This is a genomic window from Streptosporangium amethystogenes, from assembly GCF_000721075.1.
GTDB lineage: Bacteria > Actinomycetota > Actinomycetes > Streptosporangiales > Streptosporangiaceae > Streptosporangium > Streptosporangium amethystogenes.
On the sequence record NZ_JOEQ01000012.1, the window covers coordinates 350,483 to 368,175 of the forward strand.

13 protein-coding genes are annotated in these 17,693 nt (G+C 67.9%); 9 read left to right on the forward strand and 4 right to left on the reverse strand.

What is annotated here, in order from left to right:
• Positions 1-46 precede the first annotated feature (46 nt).
• The 5 genes from IG98_RS0119975 to IG98_RS0119995 all read left to right on the forward strand — a co-directional run bounded on the left by IG98_RS0119975 (position 47) and on the right by IG98_RS0119995 (position 6,476).
• The gene (locus IG98_RS0119975; RefSeq protein WP_030913963.1) at positions 47-712 is read left to right on the forward strand and encodes a B3/B4 domain-containing protein; all 666 of its coding nucleotides are present in this window, start codon (positions 47-49) and stop codon (positions 710-712) included.
• Positions 713-906: 194 nt separating this feature from the next.
• Positions 907-4,611 carry a multifunctional oxoglutarate decarboxylase/oxoglutarate dehydrogenase thiamine pyrophosphate-binding subunit/dihydrolipoyllysine-residue succinyltransferase subunit gene (locus IG98_RS0119980; protein WP_030913966.1) on the forward strand — a complete coding sequence of 1,235 codons (3,705 nt, stop codon included), beginning with the start codon at positions 907-909 and terminating at the stop codon, positions 4,609-4,611.
• A 114-nt stretch (positions 4,612-4,725) separates the two neighbouring features.
• Positions 4,726-4,902, forward strand: coding sequence for a DUF6104 family protein (locus tag IG98_RS51960; RefSeq protein ID WP_169750152.1), 177 nt, complete (start codon positions 4,726-4,728; stop codon positions 4,900-4,902).
• Positions 4,903-4,971: 69 nt separating this feature from the next.
• The gene (locus tag IG98_RS0119990) at positions 4,972-5,769 is read left to right on the forward strand and encodes a DUF4097 family beta strand repeat-containing protein (RefSeq protein ID WP_030913968.1); all 798 of its coding nucleotides are present in this window, start codon (positions 4,972-4,974) and stop codon (positions 5,767-5,769) included.
• A complete protein-coding gene (locus IG98_RS0119995; protein ID WP_030913970.1) occupies positions 5,766-6,476 on the forward strand; it encodes a PadR family transcriptional regulator in 711 nt (236 codons plus the stop codon). Before IG98_RS0119990 ends, IG98_RS0119995 begins: the two co-directional genes overlap by 4 nt.
• Before the next feature lie 79 nt (positions 6,477-6,555).
• Here the strand turns inward: IG98_RS0119995 and IG98_RS0120000 are convergent, their stop codons facing one another.
• The 4 genes from IG98_RS0120000 to IG98_RS0120015 all read right to left on the reverse strand — a co-directional run bounded on the left by IG98_RS0120000 (position 6,556) and on the right by IG98_RS0120015 (position 11,095).
• On the reverse strand, positions 6,556-7,545 hold the full coding sequence (locus tag IG98_RS0120000) for an oxygenase MpaB family protein (RefSeq protein WP_084195508.1): 990 nt from the start codon (positions 7,543-7,545) through the stop codon (positions 6,556-6,558).
• 120 nt (positions 7,546-7,665) lie between these two features.
• The gene (locus tag IG98_RS0120005) at positions 7,666-8,628 is read right to left on the reverse strand and encodes a zinc-binding dehydrogenase (protein WP_030913974.1); all 963 of its coding nucleotides are present in this window, start codon (positions 8,626-8,628) and stop codon (positions 7,666-7,668) included.
• A gap of 9 nt (positions 8,629-8,637) precedes the next feature.
• Positions 8,638-9,525 (reverse strand): hypothetical protein, encoded by an 888-nt coding sequence (locus IG98_RS0120010; RefSeq protein WP_030913976.1) that lies wholly within the window; start codon positions 9,523-9,525, stop codon positions 8,638-8,640.
• A 109-nt stretch (positions 9,526-9,634) separates the two neighbouring features.
• Positions 9,635-11,095: an acetyl-CoA synthetase gene (locus IG98_RS0120015; protein ID WP_030913977.1), complete on the reverse strand. Its 1,461-nt coding sequence runs from the start codon at positions 11,093-11,095 to the stop codon at positions 9,635-9,637.
• A gap of 318 nt (positions 11,096-11,413) precedes the next feature.
• Here IG98_RS0120015 and IG98_RS0120020 point away from each other — a divergent pair, with 318 nt between their 5' ends.
• The 4 genes from IG98_RS0120020 to IG98_RS0120040 all read left to right on the forward strand — a co-directional run bounded on the left by IG98_RS0120020 (position 11,414) and on the right by IG98_RS0120040 (position 17,213).
• On the forward strand, positions 11,414-12,529 hold the full coding sequence (locus IG98_RS0120020) for a trypsin-like serine peptidase (protein ID WP_030913979.1): 1,116 nt from the start codon (positions 11,414-11,416) through the stop codon (positions 12,527-12,529).
• 382 nt (positions 12,530-12,911) lie between these two features.
• Entirely contained in the window at positions 12,912-14,471 is a 1,560-nt protein-coding gene (locus IG98_RS45060) for a trypsin-like serine peptidase (protein WP_037970763.1), read from the forward strand.
• 216 nt (positions 14,472-14,687) lie between these two features.
• Positions 14,688-15,923 (forward strand): trypsin-like serine peptidase, encoded by a 1,236-nt coding sequence (locus IG98_RS0120035; protein ID WP_051752497.1) that lies wholly within the window; start codon positions 14,688-14,690, stop codon positions 15,921-15,923.
• Positions 15,924-16,052: 129 nt separating this feature from the next.
• Entirely contained in the window at positions 16,053-17,213 is a 1,161-nt protein-coding gene (locus IG98_RS0120040; RefSeq protein ID WP_030913983.1) for a trypsin-like serine peptidase, read from the forward strand.
• Positions 17,214-17,693: the final 480 nt, after the last annotated feature.

Sequence of the window (17,693 nt, forward strand, 5' to 3'; positions counted from 1 at the left end):
CCCCGTCCTTCCTCGAATCGCCGCGCACACCGCCTAAACTGGGGCCGTGATCGAGGACATCTGGGTGGACCCCGCCGTCAGCGCGCTCAGGCCGGACTTCGCGGTGCTGGTGATAGGGGTGTACGGGCTGCGCAACGGGCCGACGGACGACAGGTCACGGGCCTGGCTGGCGGAGGCCGCGGAGAAGGCGGTGGCGGCCGACGACGCGAGGGTCGAGGCCTGGCGGGAAACATACCGGGCATTCGGCGCCAAGCCCCAGCGGACCCGGCCCTCGGTGGACGCCCTGGTCAGACGGATGCCACCGCCGGAGATCAACCGGGTGGTCGACGCCTACAACGCGATCAGCATCAGGCACGGCCTGCCGATCGGCGGAGAGGACCTGACCCGCTACGAGGGGACGGCACGGCTGGTGCGCGCGACCGGTGACGAGCCGTTCGAGGTCGTCGAGAGAGGCGAACCGACGATCGACCACCCGGAGGTCGGCGAGGTCGTCTGGCGTGACGACAGGGGAGTCACCTGCCGCCGGTGGAACTGGCGGCAGTGCGTCCGCACCCGGATCACCGAGGAGACGACGGACGCGCTGTTCCTGCTGGAGCGACTCGCGCCCCTGTCCATCGAGGAGTTGCGGGCCGCCGGAGACGAACTGGCCGGCCTGCTCGAAGATGTTACCCCGGAGATACGGACAGAATTCCGACTGGTCGGATTCGACTGACAAGGCCCACCGGATCCAGCTGACCAGCGACTCAGCGGACGAAGCTGCTACCCAGGAGGTGACCGTTTTAAACGGTTCTGAGAGGATCGACAAGGAAGCTGCGGCCAGGGTGGCGCAGGTCCGGGCCGAGGCGAGTAGCCTTGGACAGGTTCTCTATCATCAACGCCGATCTGCGGAAGAGGGCGATTTCCGCCGTGTCGTCTGAGTCGTCGCGGACAAACCCGCTGGCAGCCTTTGGTCAGAACGAGTGGCTGGTCGACGAGCTGTACCAGAAATACCTCCAGGACCCCGAGTCGGTCGACCGGGCCTGGTGGAGCTTCTTTGCCGACTACACCCCTGATACGGGGGCAGGCAGAGTCGCTCCCCCGGGTGCGGCGACCGCCGCGTCCACTCCTCCGACACCCACCGCTTCCTCGACCCCGGCTACCCCAGCCCCGGCCGCCGCGGCTTCGGCCACCCCGGCCCCAGTGACGACGACCCCAGCGCCGGCGGCCAAGGCCGCCCCGGCGGACCGATCCAAGCAGGAGACGCAGTTGCCCGCCGGTGCCGAGGAAGTTCGACTACGCGGCGCGGCCGCGAGGACTGCCGCCAACATGGAGGCCAGCCTTGTGGTCCCGACGGCGACCAGCGTGCGCGCGGTCCCGGCGAAGCTGCTGATCGACAACCGGATCGTGATCAACAACCACCTGTCGCGCGGTCGCGGCGGCAAGGTGTCGTTCACCCATCTCATCGGCTACGCGGTGATCAAGGCCCTCAAGGTCCTGCCGGAGATGAACCACTCCTACGCCGAGGTCGACGGCAAGCCGGCGCTGGTCAAGCCCGAGCACGTCAACCTGGGCCTGGCCATCGACGTCGCCAAGAGCGACGGCACCCGTCAGCTCCTGGTCCCGTCGATCAAGGCGACCGAGCAGATGGACTTCCGCCAGTTCTGGGTCGCCTACGAGGACGTGGTGCGCAAGGCCAGGGCAGGCAAGCTGGGGGTCGACGACTTCGCCGGCACCACGATCTCGCTGACCAACCCGGGCACCATCGGCACCGTGCACTCGGTGCCGCGCCTGATGCCGGGGCAGGGCACGATCATCGGCGTCGGCGCGATGGAGTACCCCGCGGAGTACCAGGGCGCCTCCCCCGACACGCTCTCCCGCCTCGCGGTGAGCAAGGTCATGACGCTCACCAGCACCTACGACCACCGGATCATCCAGGGTGCCCAGTCCGGCGACTTCCTGCGGCAGGTCCACCGGTTGCTGCTGGGCGAGAACGGCTTCTACGACGAGATCTTCGAGGCCCTCCGGATCCCGTACGAGCCGATCCGCTGGGTCCAGGACATCTCCACCACGCACGACGACGATGTGGCGAAGTCCGCGCGGGTCATAGAGCTGATCCACGCCTTCCGGGTCCGCGGCCACCTGATGGCGGACACCGACCCGCTGGAGTACAAGCAGCGCAAGCACCCCGACCTCGACATCAAGTCGCACGGTCTGACCCTCTGGGACCTGGAGCGCGAGTTCGCCACCGGCGGCTTCGGCGGCCGGCCCCTGATGAAGCTGCGCGACATTCTCGGCGTGCTGCGTGACTCCTACTGCCGAACCATCGGCGTGGAGTACATGCACATGCAGAACCCCGAGGAGCGGGCCTGGATCCAGGCGCGCGTCGAGCGGCCGCACGCCAAGCCCGACCGCACCGAGCAGCTGCGGGTCCTGGAGCGGCTGAACACCGCCGAGGCGTTCGAGACGTTCCTGCAGACGAAGTTCGTGGGGCAGAAGCGCTTCTCGCTGGAGGGCGGCGAGTCGCTGATCCCGCTGCTCGACTCGGTGCTGAGCGCCGCGGCCGAGGAGCGGCTCGACGAGGCCGTGGTCGGCATGGCCCACCGCGGTCGCCTCAACGTGCTGGCCAATATCGTCGGCAAGTCGTACGGGCAGATCTTCGGCGAGTTCGAGGGCAACATCGACCCGCGCAGCGCCCACGGCTCCGGTGACGTGAAGTACCACCTGGGTGCCAGCGGCGACTTCGTCTCGCCCGACGGTTCCAAGCTCAGGACCTCGGTCGTGGCCAACCCCTCCCACCTGGAGACGGTCGACCCGGTCCTGGAGGGCGTGGTCCGCGCCAAGCAGGACCTCCTGGAGCGCGGCGAGGAGGGCTTCACCGTCCTGCCCGTGCTCGTCCACGGCGACGCGGCCTTCGCGGGCCAGGGCGTGGTGGCCGAGACCCTCAACCTGTCGCAGCTGCGCGGCTACCGCACCGGCGGCACCGTGCACATCGTGGTCAACAACCAGGTCGGCTTCACCACCAGCCCGGCCAGCTCGCGTTCCAGCGTGTACGCCACCGACGTGGCCCGGATGATCCAGGCCCCGATCTTCCACGTCAACGGCGACGACCCCGAGGCCGTGGTCCGGGTCGGCCGCCTGGCCTTCGAGTACCGCCAGGTGTTCCGCAAGGACGTCGTGATCGACCTGATCTGCTACCGGCGTCGCGGCCACAACGAGATGGACAACCCGGGCTTCACCCAGCCGCTGATGTACGACCTGATCGACGCCAAGCGCTCCACCCGCAAGCTCTACACCGAGGCGCTGATCGGCCGGGGCGACATCACGGTCGAGGAGGCCGAGGGCGCGCTCCGCGACTACCAGGCCAAGCTGGAGAACGCCTTCGCCGAGACCCGCGCGGCGGCCAACGCGTCGACGGCCGAGTTCTCCCGCCCGGTCGACATGGAGACCATCCCCTGGTCCCACGAGGACGTCGAGACGGCCATCTCCGAGGAGACCGTCAAGCGGATCGTGGAGACCCAGCTCAACATGCCCGAGGGCTTCACCGTCCACCCGCGCCTGCTGCCGGTGCTGCAGCGTCGCGGGCAGATGGTCACCGAGGAGCGCATCGACTGGGGCATGGGCGAGACCCTGGCGTTCGGATCGCTGCTGATCGACGGTCACCCGGTCCGCCTCGTCGGCCAGGACTCCCGGCGCGGCACGTTCACCCAGCGGCACGCCGTGCTGGTCGACCGGGTCACCGGCGAGGAGCACACCCCGCTCAAGGCGTTCAACCAGGGCACCACGAAGTTCTACATCTACGACTCCCTGCTGAGCGAGTACGCCGCGCTCGGCTTCGAGTACGGCTACAGCGTGGAGCGGCCCGAGGCGCTGGTCGCCTGGGAGGCGCAGTTCGGCGACTTCGTCAACGGCGCTCAGTCGATCATCGACGAGTACCTCACCTCGGGTGAGCAGAAGTGGGGCCAGCGTTCCGGCGTCACCCTGCTGCTGCCGCACGGCTATGAGGGACAGGGCCCCGACCACTCCTCGGCCCGCATCGAGCGCTTCCTGCAGATGTGCGCCCAGGACAACATGACCGTCGCGCAGCCCACGGTGCCGTCCAACTACTTCCACCTGTTGCGCTGGCAGACGCTGTCGAACCGGCACCGCCCGCTGGTGGTGTTCACGCCCAAGTCGCTGCTGCGGCACAAGGCGGCGATCTCGTCGGTCAGCGAGTTCACCTCGGGGTCGTTCCAGCCGGTGCTCGGCGACATCACCGTCGCCCCGGCCGGCGTCCGCAAGGTCGTGCTGGTCTCCGGCAAGCTCTACTACGACCTGGCGGCGGCCCGCGACAAGCAGGGCCGCAACGACGTGGCGATCGTCCGCCTTGAGCGGCTCTACCCGTTCCCCGGCAACCCGCTGGAGATCGAGCTGAGCCGTTACTCCGCCGACGTCGAGCTGGTGTGGGCGCAGGACGAGCCGCTCAACATGGGCCCGTGGCCGTTCCTGGCGCTCAAGATGGCCGAGAACCCGGGCGTCTTCGGCGGCCGTACGATCAAGCGGGTCTCCCGCAAGGCCAACTCCTCCCCGGCGACCGGCTCGCACTCGGCCCACGAGGCCGAGCTGCAGCAGATGCTGGGCGAGGTCTTCGCCTAAAGGGAAGGGATCGCCGACCGGCGGTCCGCAGTGCAGGCGTCACCACGGAAGTCCCCCGCAGGAACCCCTGCGGGGGACTTCCCCGTTATGGCAAGTGTCACCACGAGGAGAACGATGTACTTCACCGATCGGGGCATCGAGGAGCTCGTCGAGCGTCGTGGCCAGGAGGAGGTCACCATCGGGTGGCTGGCCGAGCGGCTGCGTGAGTTCGTCGATCTGAACCCCGACTTCGAGACTCCGGTGGAACGGCTGGCCACCTGGCTGGCCCGGCTGGACGACGAGGACGACTGAAATAACGCGATATATCTTGACCTCCCGACTGACGCGACATATCGTGTCACATACAAGGAGGTCACGAACATGCGGCAGTGGACGATCGAGAAACCAGAGCAGCTCACCTTCGAGTCCGTGAAAAAGCTGAACGTACGCATCGTGGCGGGCAGGCTGGCGGTGCTGGCCGGCGACGGCCCCGCCACGCTTGAGGTCACCGAGGTGGACACCACACCGCTGCTCGTCACCCACGACGACGACGGCACGCTCACCGTCACCTACAAGGACCTGACCTGGGACGGCCTGCTGGGCTGGCTGCGCCCGGGGCGACGCCGGGCGACGCTGACACTGACCGCGCCCAAGGACTGCCCGATCAACGTGGGGGTGGTCTCCGCCTCCGCGGTCGTCTCCGGATTCGAGGACCGCACCTCGGTCAGGGGCGTCTCGGGTGACATCGTGCTCGACGGGGTGAGCGGGGAGATCAACGCCGACACCGTCTCCGGCGACGTGGAGAGCCGCGACCTGGTCGGTGACCTGTCGTTCAAGAGCGTCTCCGGCGAGCTGACCGTGGCGCAGGGCACCCCCCGGCGTCTCAGCGTCACCACCGTCTCCGGCCGGATCACCGCCGACCTGGAGCTCCCGCCGACCGGTCACGTGACGCTGAACAGTGTCACCGGCGACATCGTGCTCAGGCTCCCGCACGCCGTGGACGCCGATGTCAAGATCCGCTCCACCTCGGGCAGGCTCGACACCGCCTTCTCCGAACTCCACCACTCCGCCCAGACCGGCACGAGGTCGCTGACCGGCCGGATCGGCGGCGGCATGGCCTCCCTGACGGCGCACACCGTCTCCGCCGATGTCACCCTGCTGAAGGGAGCCCAAGCATGAGCCCGGTTTTCGGTCATGGAAGGCTCCGGCTCTATCTCCTGAAGCTGTTGGAAGAGAGCCCCCGCCACGGTTACGAGGTGATCCGGCTGCTCCAGGATCGCTTCCTCGGCGTCTACTCCCCCTCGCCCGGCACGATCTACCCGCGCCTGGCCCGCCTGGAGGAGGAGGGGCTGGTCACCCACGAGGTCGTGAACGGCAAGAAGGTCTTCACGATCAGCGACCGGGGCCGCGCCGAGCTCAACGACCGCCTCGACGAGCTCGCCGATCTGGAGCAGGAGATCTCCGACTCGGTCCGCGACATCGCCCGCGAGGTCAAGGAGGACGTGCGCGACACCGTGAAGTCGCTGCGCGAGGAGCTCACCCAGATGGCGCGTGACGTACGCCAGGGCGCCAGGCACGAGGAGAAGGAGGCCAAGCAGGACCAGCGCAGGGCCTGGCGCGAGCAGAAGACGGAGTGGCAGCGCCAGAAGCACGAGTGGCAGCGCCAGACCGGCGAGTGGAAGGACGACTGGAAGCGGATCTGGGCCGCCGGCTTCACCGGCGAGAGGTCAGGCGCCGGCGACGCCCGGCTCGGGCAGATGCTGGCCGAGTTCGCCGAGGAGGTCCACCGGGACGCGTCGAACGCGCAGGTCACCGAGGAGACCCTGGCCACCGCGCAGGACGCCCTGTACGACGCCGCCCGCCGCATCCGCGAAGCGCTCCGGTGACCATCCGTCTTCCCGCCGACGGCCGGTCCGCGCCCCCGCGACGCGCACGGACCGGCGGCACGGGACCGGCGGCCTTTTCTCAGGCGACGCGCATGGCGCGGGTGAGCCGCTCCTGTGCGCGTGCCGCCCGCCTGGCGTGGTAGGCGATCGGCAGATATCTGGCCCGCTCGGGCAGGCGTGGCATCGTCGCGGCGACCGCCCTGCCGAGACGGCGCAGCCGCGCCTCGTCCCTGGCGGTCCACGGCAGTTCCAGCTTCCGGCGGACCGCGTCCGGCAGCGTGCCGACCGTGACGAAGTGGTTGAGCCGGCCCGAGGTCAGACCGAGCGGGCGCCACAGTGCCCGCAACGGCCCGCGGAGCAGCGGCGGCGCCCCCACGGTGAGCGTGGTCTCCAGCACGTCGTGCGCCGTCGGATGGTTCTCCAGCGTGTTGTCGACCATGTCGTGGAAGTAGGTCCAGTAGTCGTCGACCGTGGCGGGGAACATCCGCTCGGGGACCCGCAGGATCCGGCCCAGGCGGATGACCTCCCCGTACAGGCGCTGCTCCTCCTGCGGGGTGTACGGCCGCTCGCCGAAGTACCTCGCCATGGTGACGGCGCGCTCGAAGGCGGTCAGGTGCACCCAGGCGTACGGTCCCGCGCTCAGCGCGTGGTAACTCCTGCCCTGTGCGTCGACACCGCTGATGTCCTTGTGCATCTCACGCAGACGCCTACCCTCCTCGATGGCCTGCGGCCCTCCGTACACCCAGGTCTGCAGCGAGGTGAGCGAGCGGGTGAGCCGTCCCCACGGGTCGGACCGGTAGACCGACTGCTGGCCGACCGCGGCACCGATCGCCGGGTGCATGACCTGCATGATGAGACCGCCGCCGAGCAGGAACATCAGCCGCTGGTCGCCCATTCCGTCCCAGAGCAGGTCACCGGGGCCGAACGGTTCGGGATCGCTGCGCGCGGGCCCGTCGTCCCCCGCCTCGGGGAGAGCCGGGACGAGACCGCCATGCGCGGAGGAGCCGGCGGGCGTGGCGAGGGGGGCGCGCGGTGCGTCGGGGGCGCGGTGCGCGGTTGAGTCGGTCATTCCGGGCCTCCCGGGTGATACATCGCTCATCCGTGTTCTATCACTCGGGAGGCTAAAAAGTAACCCATTACTTATGGAGGTGACCGGGAGCACATCGGTGCCCGGTCGTGCTCCGCTCGTTCACCCCGGCAGCGTGAAGACGACCTTCCCGAAGAGCTCCCCCTCGTGCATGGCCGCGATGCCCTCGCGAGCCTCGGTCAGCGGGAGGACCCGGTCGATCAGCGGGCGGGTACCCGTCTGCTCCATGAAACGGGCGAGCCTGCCCAGCTGGTCACGGCTGCCCATGGTGGAGCCGACCACCGAGAGCTGGAGGAAGAAGATACGGTTCAGCTCGGCCGGCGGGACCGCTCCGCTGGTCGCGCCTGAGATCACGATCCGTCCACCGGGGCGCAGTGCCTTCAGCGAATGCGCCCAGGTCGCCTGACCGACGGTCTCCATCACCGCGTCGACCCGCTCGGGCAACCGGGCACCGTCCTCGAACACCTGGTCGGCGCCCAGCTCCAGGGCCCGCGCCCGCTTCTTCTCGGAGCGACTGGTCACCCAGATCCGGTATCCCCCGGCCCTGCCCAGCAGGATCAGCGCGGTGGCCACGCCACCGCCCGCACCCTGGACCAGCACCGTCGAGCCCGGCTCCAGCCCGGCCTTGTCGAACAGCATCCGGTAGGCGGTCAACCAGGCCGTCGGCAGGCAGGCGGCCTCCTCGAAGCTGAGCGCGGCGGGCTTGGCCACGAGGTTGCGCCTGGGCACGACGACCCGCTCGGCGAAGGTGCCGTCGTACTTCTCCGACAGCAGGGAACGCTTCGGATCGAGCGTCTCGTCGGCACCGCTGCCGATCACCGAGTGCACGATGACCTCGTTGCCGTCCTCGTCGTACCCCGCCGCGTCGGTACCGAGCACCATCGGGAGCTGCTCCGCACGGATGCCCACACCCTTCAGGGTGAAAAGGTCGTGGTGGTTGAGCGAGGCCGCTCTCACCGTGACGGTGGTCCACCCCTCGGGGACCTGGGGTTCCGGGCGCTCACCGAGGGTGAGACCGGCGAGCGGGTTGTCGGGATCGACCTGTGTGGCGGTTACAGCGAACATGGCCGCACCCTACGCTGTCCGCCTGACGACTATTTCAGCGACCGCCCTCTCCACCTGCCCCCGCTCTCCCGAGGCCGCCACGTACACCCCGTCCTGGCAGGTCTCGGCGGAGAAGCGGCGTCGCTGCTCGATCACGGAGAGTTCGATCGCCGCGACGTCGCAGCCGGGCACCGGCGCCAGCACGAGCAGCGTCTCCCTGGCCCCGCCGAACCACAGTTGCGGCCCCACCTGCTCACCGCGGAAGGTCTCCCCCGGCCCGGCCAGCCGCACCGGAGCCCGGGCGTCGAGCACGAGGTAACCGTCCCTGGTCACCCTGCCGCGCAGGTTGCGCGCCCAGAGCATGCGCTGCTCGAAGGACATGCCGCCCTTGAGATCGCGCAGCGCCACGAACCAGGGGTCGAACGCGAACAACAGCACCTCCCCTTCGGCGGGGCTCATCGGGTGCCAGAGCGTGACCTGCCCGGCCAGCTTCCGGATCATCGGCCTGCCCATCGCCACCCCGGCCGGCCCTCCCGGCGGCACGGTCAGCTGCCGGTACGTGCCGACCTCCCCGTCGAGCCTGCCCGTCATCGCGGGCCGGACCCCCAGCCTGGCCAGGCCCAGTTCCGCCGGGTAGCCGACCTCCGCCGCCGAGCCGTCGGGGAAGACCACGTTGAGGATCTCCCTGCCGCCTCTGTGCCGGGGCCGGGGGTAGAGCACGTTGGGGGCGTCCTTTGCGACGACCTCCGCCCTGGTGGGCACCGGTGGCGGAGGCTGCGGAACGGAGCCCGGTTCCCGACCCGACAGCAGGCTCACCACCGGCACCAGCACGAGCGCGGCCAGCACCGCGACGCCGATCCAGCGCCGCGGGCCCCTCGGGGACCTGGCCTCGATGATGTCGTACGGTCCACCGGCCACGTTCTGGACCGCCTCTTACGAGAAGGTATGGTTCTCGCCCCATCTTCGGGTTTCGACGGTCTTGATGCCATCACGAATCGGAGTCGATGCCCATCGGATCGGGAGAAGGTCACCAGGTCGCGACGTTCACCGGCCCCTCGGGGGCCAGGCGCACCTCGGTGCCGACCAGTTCCCGCGACTCGGCCTCGGCGATCAGGTCGGGGTGGCGGACGTGGGCGTGTGCCCGGCCGCCGCCGGGAAGGTCGGTGATCAGGACGCCTCGTTCGGCCGCTCCGTCCCTGCCGTGCGCGACCGTGTATCCGGCGACGGTCGCGGGTCCCTCGTAGGAGTCCGCGATCGGCACCGGTTCCGCGACGTACACCGGCGTGGCGTCACCCAGGGCGCCTCCGGGCTCGGTGGACCAGACCGCGTAGGTGTGCTTGGTCAGGTGCATGCCGACCCCGGTGACCAGTCCGTGGCCCGGCGCGGCCCGCAGGCGCTCGGCCATCGCCGCCGTGGAGTGCAGGACGTAGTCACTGGCCGGACCTCCCGCGTACGGCAGGCCACCCGTGACGGTCAGCCCTCGCGGGTCGAGCGGGTCGAGTTCCATGGCGGCGCAGGCGGCGCGGAGCGCGATCGCGAAACAGCTGTAGACGTCCAGCGCGGACATCTCGTCGAGGCCGGTCCCCGCCCGCTCGAAGGCCGCCCGCGCCGCGGCGGCCATGGCCGGAGAGGAGCCGGGCGCGGGGCGGGCCGCCACCTCCCAGGTGTCCTCGGCGTAGGACCATCCTCGCAGGTAGACGCGTTTGTCTTGGGGGACGCCGAGCCGGTCGGCGAGCCCGTCGCTGACCAGGATCGCGGCGGCGGCCTGGTCCACCTCCATGACCGCGACGGTGCGCCTGGTGTAGGGCCAGCCGACGAACCGGTTGTCCGCGGCCGGGGTGACCAGTTCCGAGGGCTTTGCGACCTCCCGGTACCAGGCGTGCGGGTTGGTCGCGGCGATCTCGGTCATCGGGGCCATCATCAGCCCTCGCGCCACCCGCTCCTCCTCGATGGACTCGCCCGCCGCCGCCCGCCTGGCCGTTTCCATGATCGCGTAGGTGTGGACGGGCAGGAACAGCTCGTGGGCCAGCTCGGCCGGGTGCGGGGGTCGCTCCCAGCCGTAGGGCGGCTTGGGATTCGCCGGATGACTCCACGCCACGTGCTCCCCCGCCTTGCGCAGGGCCCTGCGCGTGGCCAGCGCCTCGGCCCCGGCGACCAGGGCGGCGTCCATCTCACCTCTGGCGATCATCGAGGCCGCCTCCCCGAGGAGCAGTTGCGGCGCCGTGCCGCTCACCTTGGAGTAGGCCCGGTGGCGGGGAGCGGCGCCGAGCCGCTCGGCGAGCCTGGCCGTCGGGTCGTCGTACTGCCAGGACTCGGTGTAGACGACCTGGATCGAATCGAGGGCGGTCAGCAGACCTGGGGCCCCGGCGTCGGCGGCGGCCTCGCGGGCGACGAGTTCCCACAGATCCAACGGCTCGGGCCCCGGCTGGACGCGGACCGTGTGCTGGGCGACGCCGACGAGGCATGGGGTACGGGGATCTCCACTCATGCCGACATCCAACCAGAACATAATTCGGTTTAATAGGTCGGGGGTGCCGGAGTTACTTAAGAAACCTTCGGTAATCGCTGTTACCAATGGTGCCGCAGGTGCCCACAGAGCCCCTCGAAATCCACTGTGACCTGCGGAAATGCCTATTCGTTAAACCATAACAAATCGCTATTTAAATAACGGGATCGCATCGCCTGGAACCATCCGATGCTTTTTCCCGTCAATTCCTCGCCGACCGCTCGATTCAGTCAGTAACGTTCCGATCGTTTTCCCGGCGAGGAGAGGTCCCGTCTCCACGCCGACCCCGAAAGGAGCTCCATGAATTCCCGAGCACGGCGCCTCACGATCCCCCTCACCGGCGTTCTCATGATCGCCGGAGTGATCGGCGCCACCACAGGTGCCAACGCCGCTCAAGCCCCCAACGACGTGGTCAGTTCCCCGGCCTCGGAGACGGCCGCGGAGGCCACCTCCTTCTGGTCGCCCGAGCGCATGCGCAAGGCCACGGACGCCACCGGCGACCTCGACATGAGCGTCAAGGGCGGCAAGGCCTCCGGCGCCGCGGGCCCCGACGGCCCCGGCGGAGCGGTCCCGCCGATCGGCGAGGAGGGCGCCAAGTCCGCCAAGAGCAAGCACGTCAACCTGCCCAACACCGTCGGCCGCGTCTTCTTCACCCTGCCCGGCGCCAACCCCGCGGACCCGAAGAGCTGGAAGTACTGCTCCGGCAGTTCCGTCCAGGGCAAGTACCGCAACGTGGTCGCCACCTCCGCACACTGCGTCTACGACGTGAAGACCAACCAGTTCTACGACAACTGGGTCTTCATTCCGTCCTACTGGGACGGCGACCAGGCGTGGGACGGCAAGAACCCCTACGGCATCTACGCGGCCAAGTGGTTCAACGCGCACGACGACTTCGTGGTGAAGGAGGACTACGACTACGACTACGCCTTCGTCAACGTCCACTCCGGGTTCAAGGTGAACTGGGAGAAGGACAAGGACGGCAAGTGGCACCCGATCATCAAGAAGGTCGGGCGGCTCGGCGACAACGTCGGCGGTCAGGGCTTCGTCTGGAACCAGAAGATCAAGAACACGGTCTTCGCCTTCGGCTACCCGGCCGGACTGCACCCCGACGGTGACAGGCCCTTCTCCGGCCGCACGATGAAGTGGTGCTACGGCAAGACCGACGCCATGCCGGCCGCGCCGAAGTACAACGTCCAGGAGCACATCGGCGTCAAGTGCGCTTTCACCGCGGGCGCGAGCGGCGGCCCGTGGCTCTACAAGTACAAGAGCTCCAGCCGGACCGGCTACCTGATCGGCGTCAACAGCATCGCCTGGGACACCGACAAGAACGACCGGTACGACAAGATCTCCTCGCCGTACTTCAACAGCGACACCTACAAGGTCTACAAGGCCGCGGCCAACCGCTGGACCGACTGACCCGGCACCAGCGTCGCCGGCGACCCGTGAGGGGGGCCCGGTCTCAGGATCGGGTCCCTGCTCGTGTCGGCACTCACAGTCCCTCCTCTCCGGAACGTTCTAGAGACGGGGGACACCCACCCTCAGGGCAACGGCCAGCCTCGGCATTTCCGCAGTTCACACGCTCAAATAAGCCGCGCGAGACCTCTCGATCAGGCAAAGAAAGATCAGACGGGCAGAACCGATTTCCGGTTCCATGAATTTGGTAACGAAATCATATCGGTCCAAGCTCCTGCCCGTTTTGTAGCTCTTTAACCCATCTTTGCCGAGTACGGTCACCTCTTGTCTCTTTACGCATGCGTGGATCGCGTCCCGAGTGGTCCATGACAAAGAAGGAGCTTCATTGAACCCCCGAGCCAAGCGTCTGATCCTTCCCCTCGGCGGCGCCCTCACGGCAGCCGCGATGATCGGCGCCTCCCTCCCCGCCACCGCCCAGGCGGGCACCGCCGACCCCGACATCAAGTCGGCGGCGCTCACCCCCTCCGGTAACGCGAAGGCCATCGCGGGCTACTGGACCGCCTCGAAGCTGAAGTCGGCGAAGACCTACCTCTCCGACTCCACCGTCTCGGCGAAGCTGAACAAGACCGGCGCCGCCAGGGCGGCCGCCGACGGCAAGCCCGGCGTCGTCGCCCCCACCGGTGAGGGCGGCAAGTCCGCCGGCCGGTCGCGGAACGTGAACCTCCCGATCACCGTCGGCAAGGTCTTCTTCGTCGACAACAAGGGACAGGAGCGCTGGTGCTCCGGCAGCTCCGTGCAGTCGAAGTTCCGCAACCTGGTCGCCACCGCCGGCCACTGCGTCTACGACACCGACACGAACAAGCCGTTCGACAACTTCGTGTTCATCCCCGGCTACTACCAGGGCAAGGCTCCCTGGGGCATCTATGTCGGCGCCAAGGTCAACACCCACGACGACTTCACGGTCTACGAGGACTACGACTACGACTACGCCTTCGTCAACGTCTACAACGGCATCAAGCAGCAGCCGGAGAAGGAGGTCGACTACAAGACCTTCAAGGCGCACGTCGACAAGGGCGGGGTGGGCCGCGAGGCCGCCAGTACCGTCGACTTCGAGACCTATGACAGGTGGACCCAGAAGGGTGGCATCGGCAAGGTCGAGAACATCTCCTCCGAGGACGAGGTGGGCCCCCAGTACAAGGGCGCCCTCGCCGTCGCGTCGGAGACGGACAAGTGGGCCTGGGAGAAGGTCACCGGTGAGGTCTACGGCCTGAAAAACGACAAGGTCACCCTCAAGGGCAAGGAACTGCCGCAGGGCGACTGGCCCAAGGCCGGTTCCAAGCTCGAGAGTCGTGTCGAGAACGTCACCAAGACCGACTACGACGCCTACAAGGGTCCGGGCTACCGGAAGGTCGACGACAAGGGCAACTACACCATCACCCACTACTACGTGGTGAAGTACATCAAGAAGACCGCGTCGGTGAAGTACGTGATCTTCCGTCACTACATCTCGACGGTGGCCGACGCCGGTCGCCTCGGCGACAACGTCGGTGGCCAGGGCTTCACCTGGAACCAGAAGCTGGGCAAGAAGGTCTTCACGTTCGGCTACCCGACCTCGGCCCACCTGGACGGCGACAAGCCGTACTCCGGTCACACCCAGAAGTGGTGCTACGGCACGACCGTCGCCGCCCCCGTGGTCGCGGCCTACAAGGCCGAGGAGCACCAGGCGATCAAGTGCGCCTTCACCCCCGGTGCCAGCGGCGGCCCCTTCCTGCTGCAGTACAAGAACAGCAAGCGGACCGGCTACCTCAACGGCGTGGTGAGCCTGACCGTCGACAGCGACAAGAACAACCGCTACGACCGCGTCACCACCCCGTACTTCAACGGTGAGACGTACGGCATCTACAAGCACGCGGCCAACCTCTGGACCGGGAAGCTCCCGGCATAGGACACAGGCGGTGTGAACCAGGAGGGGCCCGGTACGCGCCGGGTCCTTTCCGCACCTTCACGGGCCGCTTATACACCCTCGGGCACACTGGCCAGATAACAGAGCATCAGCGAATCGGTCCAGCGAACTGCCCAAAACCAAGTTGATCTGGAAAAATCACCCTTTGCGTCCCTGGTAACCCCCTGGAACTCCGGCCCTACGAAAGGAATCCCCCTCATGTCCTCCCGCGTACGATGGCTCACGGCCACACTTGGGGCGCTGGTCGCCGCCTGTGTGACCATGACGTCGGCGTTCGCCGGGAGCGCCGCGGCGGGTCCTCTGGACGCGGTGCCCAGCGGCATCACCTCGATCGCGCTGACCAAGAGCGTCGCCGACATGAAGCGGATCGCGGGGTACTGGAGCCCGGCCAGGCTCAAGCAGGCCATGGACAACGTGCCCGCGATACCCGGGGTGCCGACGACACCCGGGGGGAAATCCGGCACCACCACCTCGCCGTCCCCCACCGCCGGAAACACCGCCACCGGAAGCGCCACAGCCGGAAGCGCCACGGCGGCCACCGCCGGGGAGGCGGGCGGCGCGACGACCATGACCGAGGAGGCCGGCACCGCGACCGGCGGCGGGAAGAGCGCCGCCAAACCCGGGAGGAGCGCACCGCTCGTCAAGCCCACCCTCCCGAAGAAGCGGTCTCCGGGCTCCGGCGGCTCCCCACTGACCGTCGGCAAGGTGTTCTTCCGGATCGGCGACAAGGACTACTGGTGCTCCGCCTCCTCGGTGGCGGCGGCCAACCACAACCTGGTCGCGACGGCCGGACACTGCGCCTACGACGCCAAGACGGGCAGTCAGGCCGAGTACTGGATCTTCATCCCCGGCTACGACAAGGGCAACACCCCGTACGGGATCTACGTCGGCCACTCGCTCAACCTGCACGAGGACTTCGTGGGCAGGGGCGACTACGACTACGACTACGCGTTCGTCACCGTGCACAACGGCTTCAGGTGGAAGGCGGGCAAGACCACCGGCACCTACGAGATGGAGAGTGTCGGAAGCCTGGAGGACAACGTCGGCGGGCAGGGCCTGGCGACCAACCGGGGCGCCGGCCTGTTCACCCTCGCTTTCGGCTATCCCGCCGCCCCGCACCCCGACGGCAGCAGGCCCTACGACGGCCAGCGGCTCAAGTCGTGCGACGGGCGCACCATCAAGGTGGACGCCCCCGCTCGCCTGGCCGAGCAGGGCATCGCTCTGGCCTGCGGGTTCACCAACGGCGCGAGCGGCGGCCCCTGGCTGATCTCCTACGACAACAGGACCGCGCTCGGCTATCTCAACGGTGTCAACAGCTTCGCCTGGGACACCGACACCGACCGCAGGTACGACCGGATCTCCTCCCCGTACTTCATCGCGTCGACCTACGTCACCTACCACTGGGCGGCCAACCAGCAAGCGCCCCGAACATAAAGCCGCCTTAAGAGGGCCTTAAGAGAGCCTTAGTCGACGTTTGGCCCGGCGATCCCTGCATAGGTTCGTAGCTTGTCGTCCCGCAGTTCCCGGATGTCCGGGAACGTTGCAGCGCAAGGAGTTCGTCTTTTGAAGCACTCTCGTCTTTCCCTCGGTGGCGCCGCAGCCGCCACCGCCCTGCTGGCCACCACCCTGGCGGGCACCGCCCAGGCCGCCCCCTTCTCGGCGACCGACCCGATGGCCAGGAACAACTCCTCGGCGGTCTCGGTCATCAACTTCTGGGCCGCCTCGAACTTCGCCGCCCTCAAGAGGGCGACCGTCTACAACGCGGACCCCGGTGGCCCGAAGATGAAGGTCGGCGGCGGTTTCTCCCCCGACGGCAGCCCCGGCAGCGTCGGCCCGACCGGTTCCCAGAAGCCCACCCCGTCGCTCGCCAAGAACGTCAACCTGCCCAGGACCATCGGCAAGGTGTTCTTCGTCGTCAACGGGCAGTACCGGTGGTGCTCGGCCACTTCGATCCAGGGCAAATACCGCAACCTGGTCGCCACGGCCGGCCACTGCGTCTACGACCCCGGCAGCAACAGCGACACCCTCGACAAGTGGGTCTTCGTCCCCGGCTACTACCAGGGCAAGACCCCGTGGGGCATCTACGTCGGCAAGTCGGCGTGGACGCACTACGACTTCGCCAACTACGAGGAGTACGACAAGGACTACGCCTTCGTCACCGTCTACAACGGAGTCGCCTTCGACGGCGTCAAGCAGGTCACCAAGAAGGAGTACCAGGGGTTCAGCGGTCCCAAGTGGTCGCGTGGCTCGCACTACTACATCCTGCTCTCCAAGGATGTCGGTCGCCTGGGTGACAACGTCGGCGGCCAGGGCTTCACCTGGAACCAGAAGACCGGCAAGCCCGTCTACGTCTTCGGCTACCCCGCCGCCCCGCACCCCGACGGCGACAGGCCCTACAGCGGCGTGACTCCCAAGTACCTGTACGGCAAGCCGTCGGGCAAGGAGTACGTCTCCGCGCCACACAAGGTCGAGGAGCACGTCGGCCTCAAGGGCGCCTTCACCCCGGGCGCCGACGGCGGCCCATGGCTGACGCAGTACAGCAGCGCCAGGCGCCTGGGCTACGTCAACGGTGTCACCAGCCTCTTCGGCGACCAGGATCAGAACGATCGCTACGACCTGGTCACCTCGCCGTACTTCGACGGCGAGACCGCCGACATCTACCGCAAGGCCGCCAACGTGTGGTCCGGCAGGATCGTTGGCCCGAACGGGGAGCTCTACAGGTAGCTCGCGCACCTTCGAGGTCTCTGACCCACCAGCGGGACTCGGCGCCACGCGCCGGGTCCCGCACCCGTTTCCGGCGCGGGAAAGGCTCGGTTCGGGAGGTTGGAAGCCGGGCCGCGAGATGGCGCACAAGCCGGATCGGACCTTGAGGAAGGCTTTAGACGTGCCCGCGGCGAAATCGGTGCCATCAAGTTGATGTGATCTATGCCACATAAGCGTGGTGGCTCACAGTGAGCGGACACTCACACCACATTCGCCACTTTCATCCCAACATCATGTCTAGCTGCGCAAACACCCTGAGCAAGTTTTGGTTACAGCGCCGACATCAGAGCCACTTAAACATCACGAAACGGTCTCGGCACTCCAGGTCCGCCTCTTCCCTTCCAAAGCGGCTTCCGGTGTTCAAGATCGGAGCTGTATGTTTCTGGCATTCCCTTTACTGACGCATGGGACGCAAGAAGCGTTCCACATCAGACCAAGGAG

Excerpts from the sequence above, each read along its gene's own strand:
- IG98_RS51960 (WP_169750152.1), top strand. The coding sequence starts at position 4,726 with ATGTACTTCACCGATCGGGGCATCGAGGAGCTCGTCGAGCGTCGTGGC.
- IG98_RS0119990 (WP_030913968.1), top strand. The coding sequence starts at position 4,972 with ATGCGGCAGTGGACGATCGAGAAACCAGAGCAGCTCACCTTCGAGTCC.
- IG98_RS0119995 (WP_030913970.1), top strand. The coding sequence starts at position 5,766 with ATGAGCCCGGTTTTCGGTCATGGAAGGCTCCGGCTCTATCTCCTGAAG.
- IG98_RS0120000 (WP_084195508.1), bottom strand. The coding sequence starts at position 7,545 with ATGACCGACTCAACCGCGCACCGCGCCCCCGACGCACCGCGCGCCCCC.
- IG98_RS0120005 (WP_030913974.1), bottom strand. The coding sequence starts at position 8,628 with ATGTTCGCTGTAACCGCCACACAGGTCGATCCCGACAACCCGCTCGCC.
- IG98_RS0120015 (WP_030913977.1), bottom strand. The coding sequence starts at position 11,095 with ATGAGTGGAGATCCCCGTACCCCATGCCTCGTCGGCGTCGCCCAGCAC.
- IG98_RS0120020 (WP_030913979.1), top strand. The coding sequence starts at position 11,414 with ATGAATTCCCGAGCACGGCGCCTCACGATCCCCCTCACCGGCGTTCTC.
- IG98_RS0120035 (WP_051752497.1), top strand. The coding sequence starts at position 14,688 with ATGTCCTCCCGCGTACGATGGCTCACGGCCACACTTGGGGCGCTGGTC.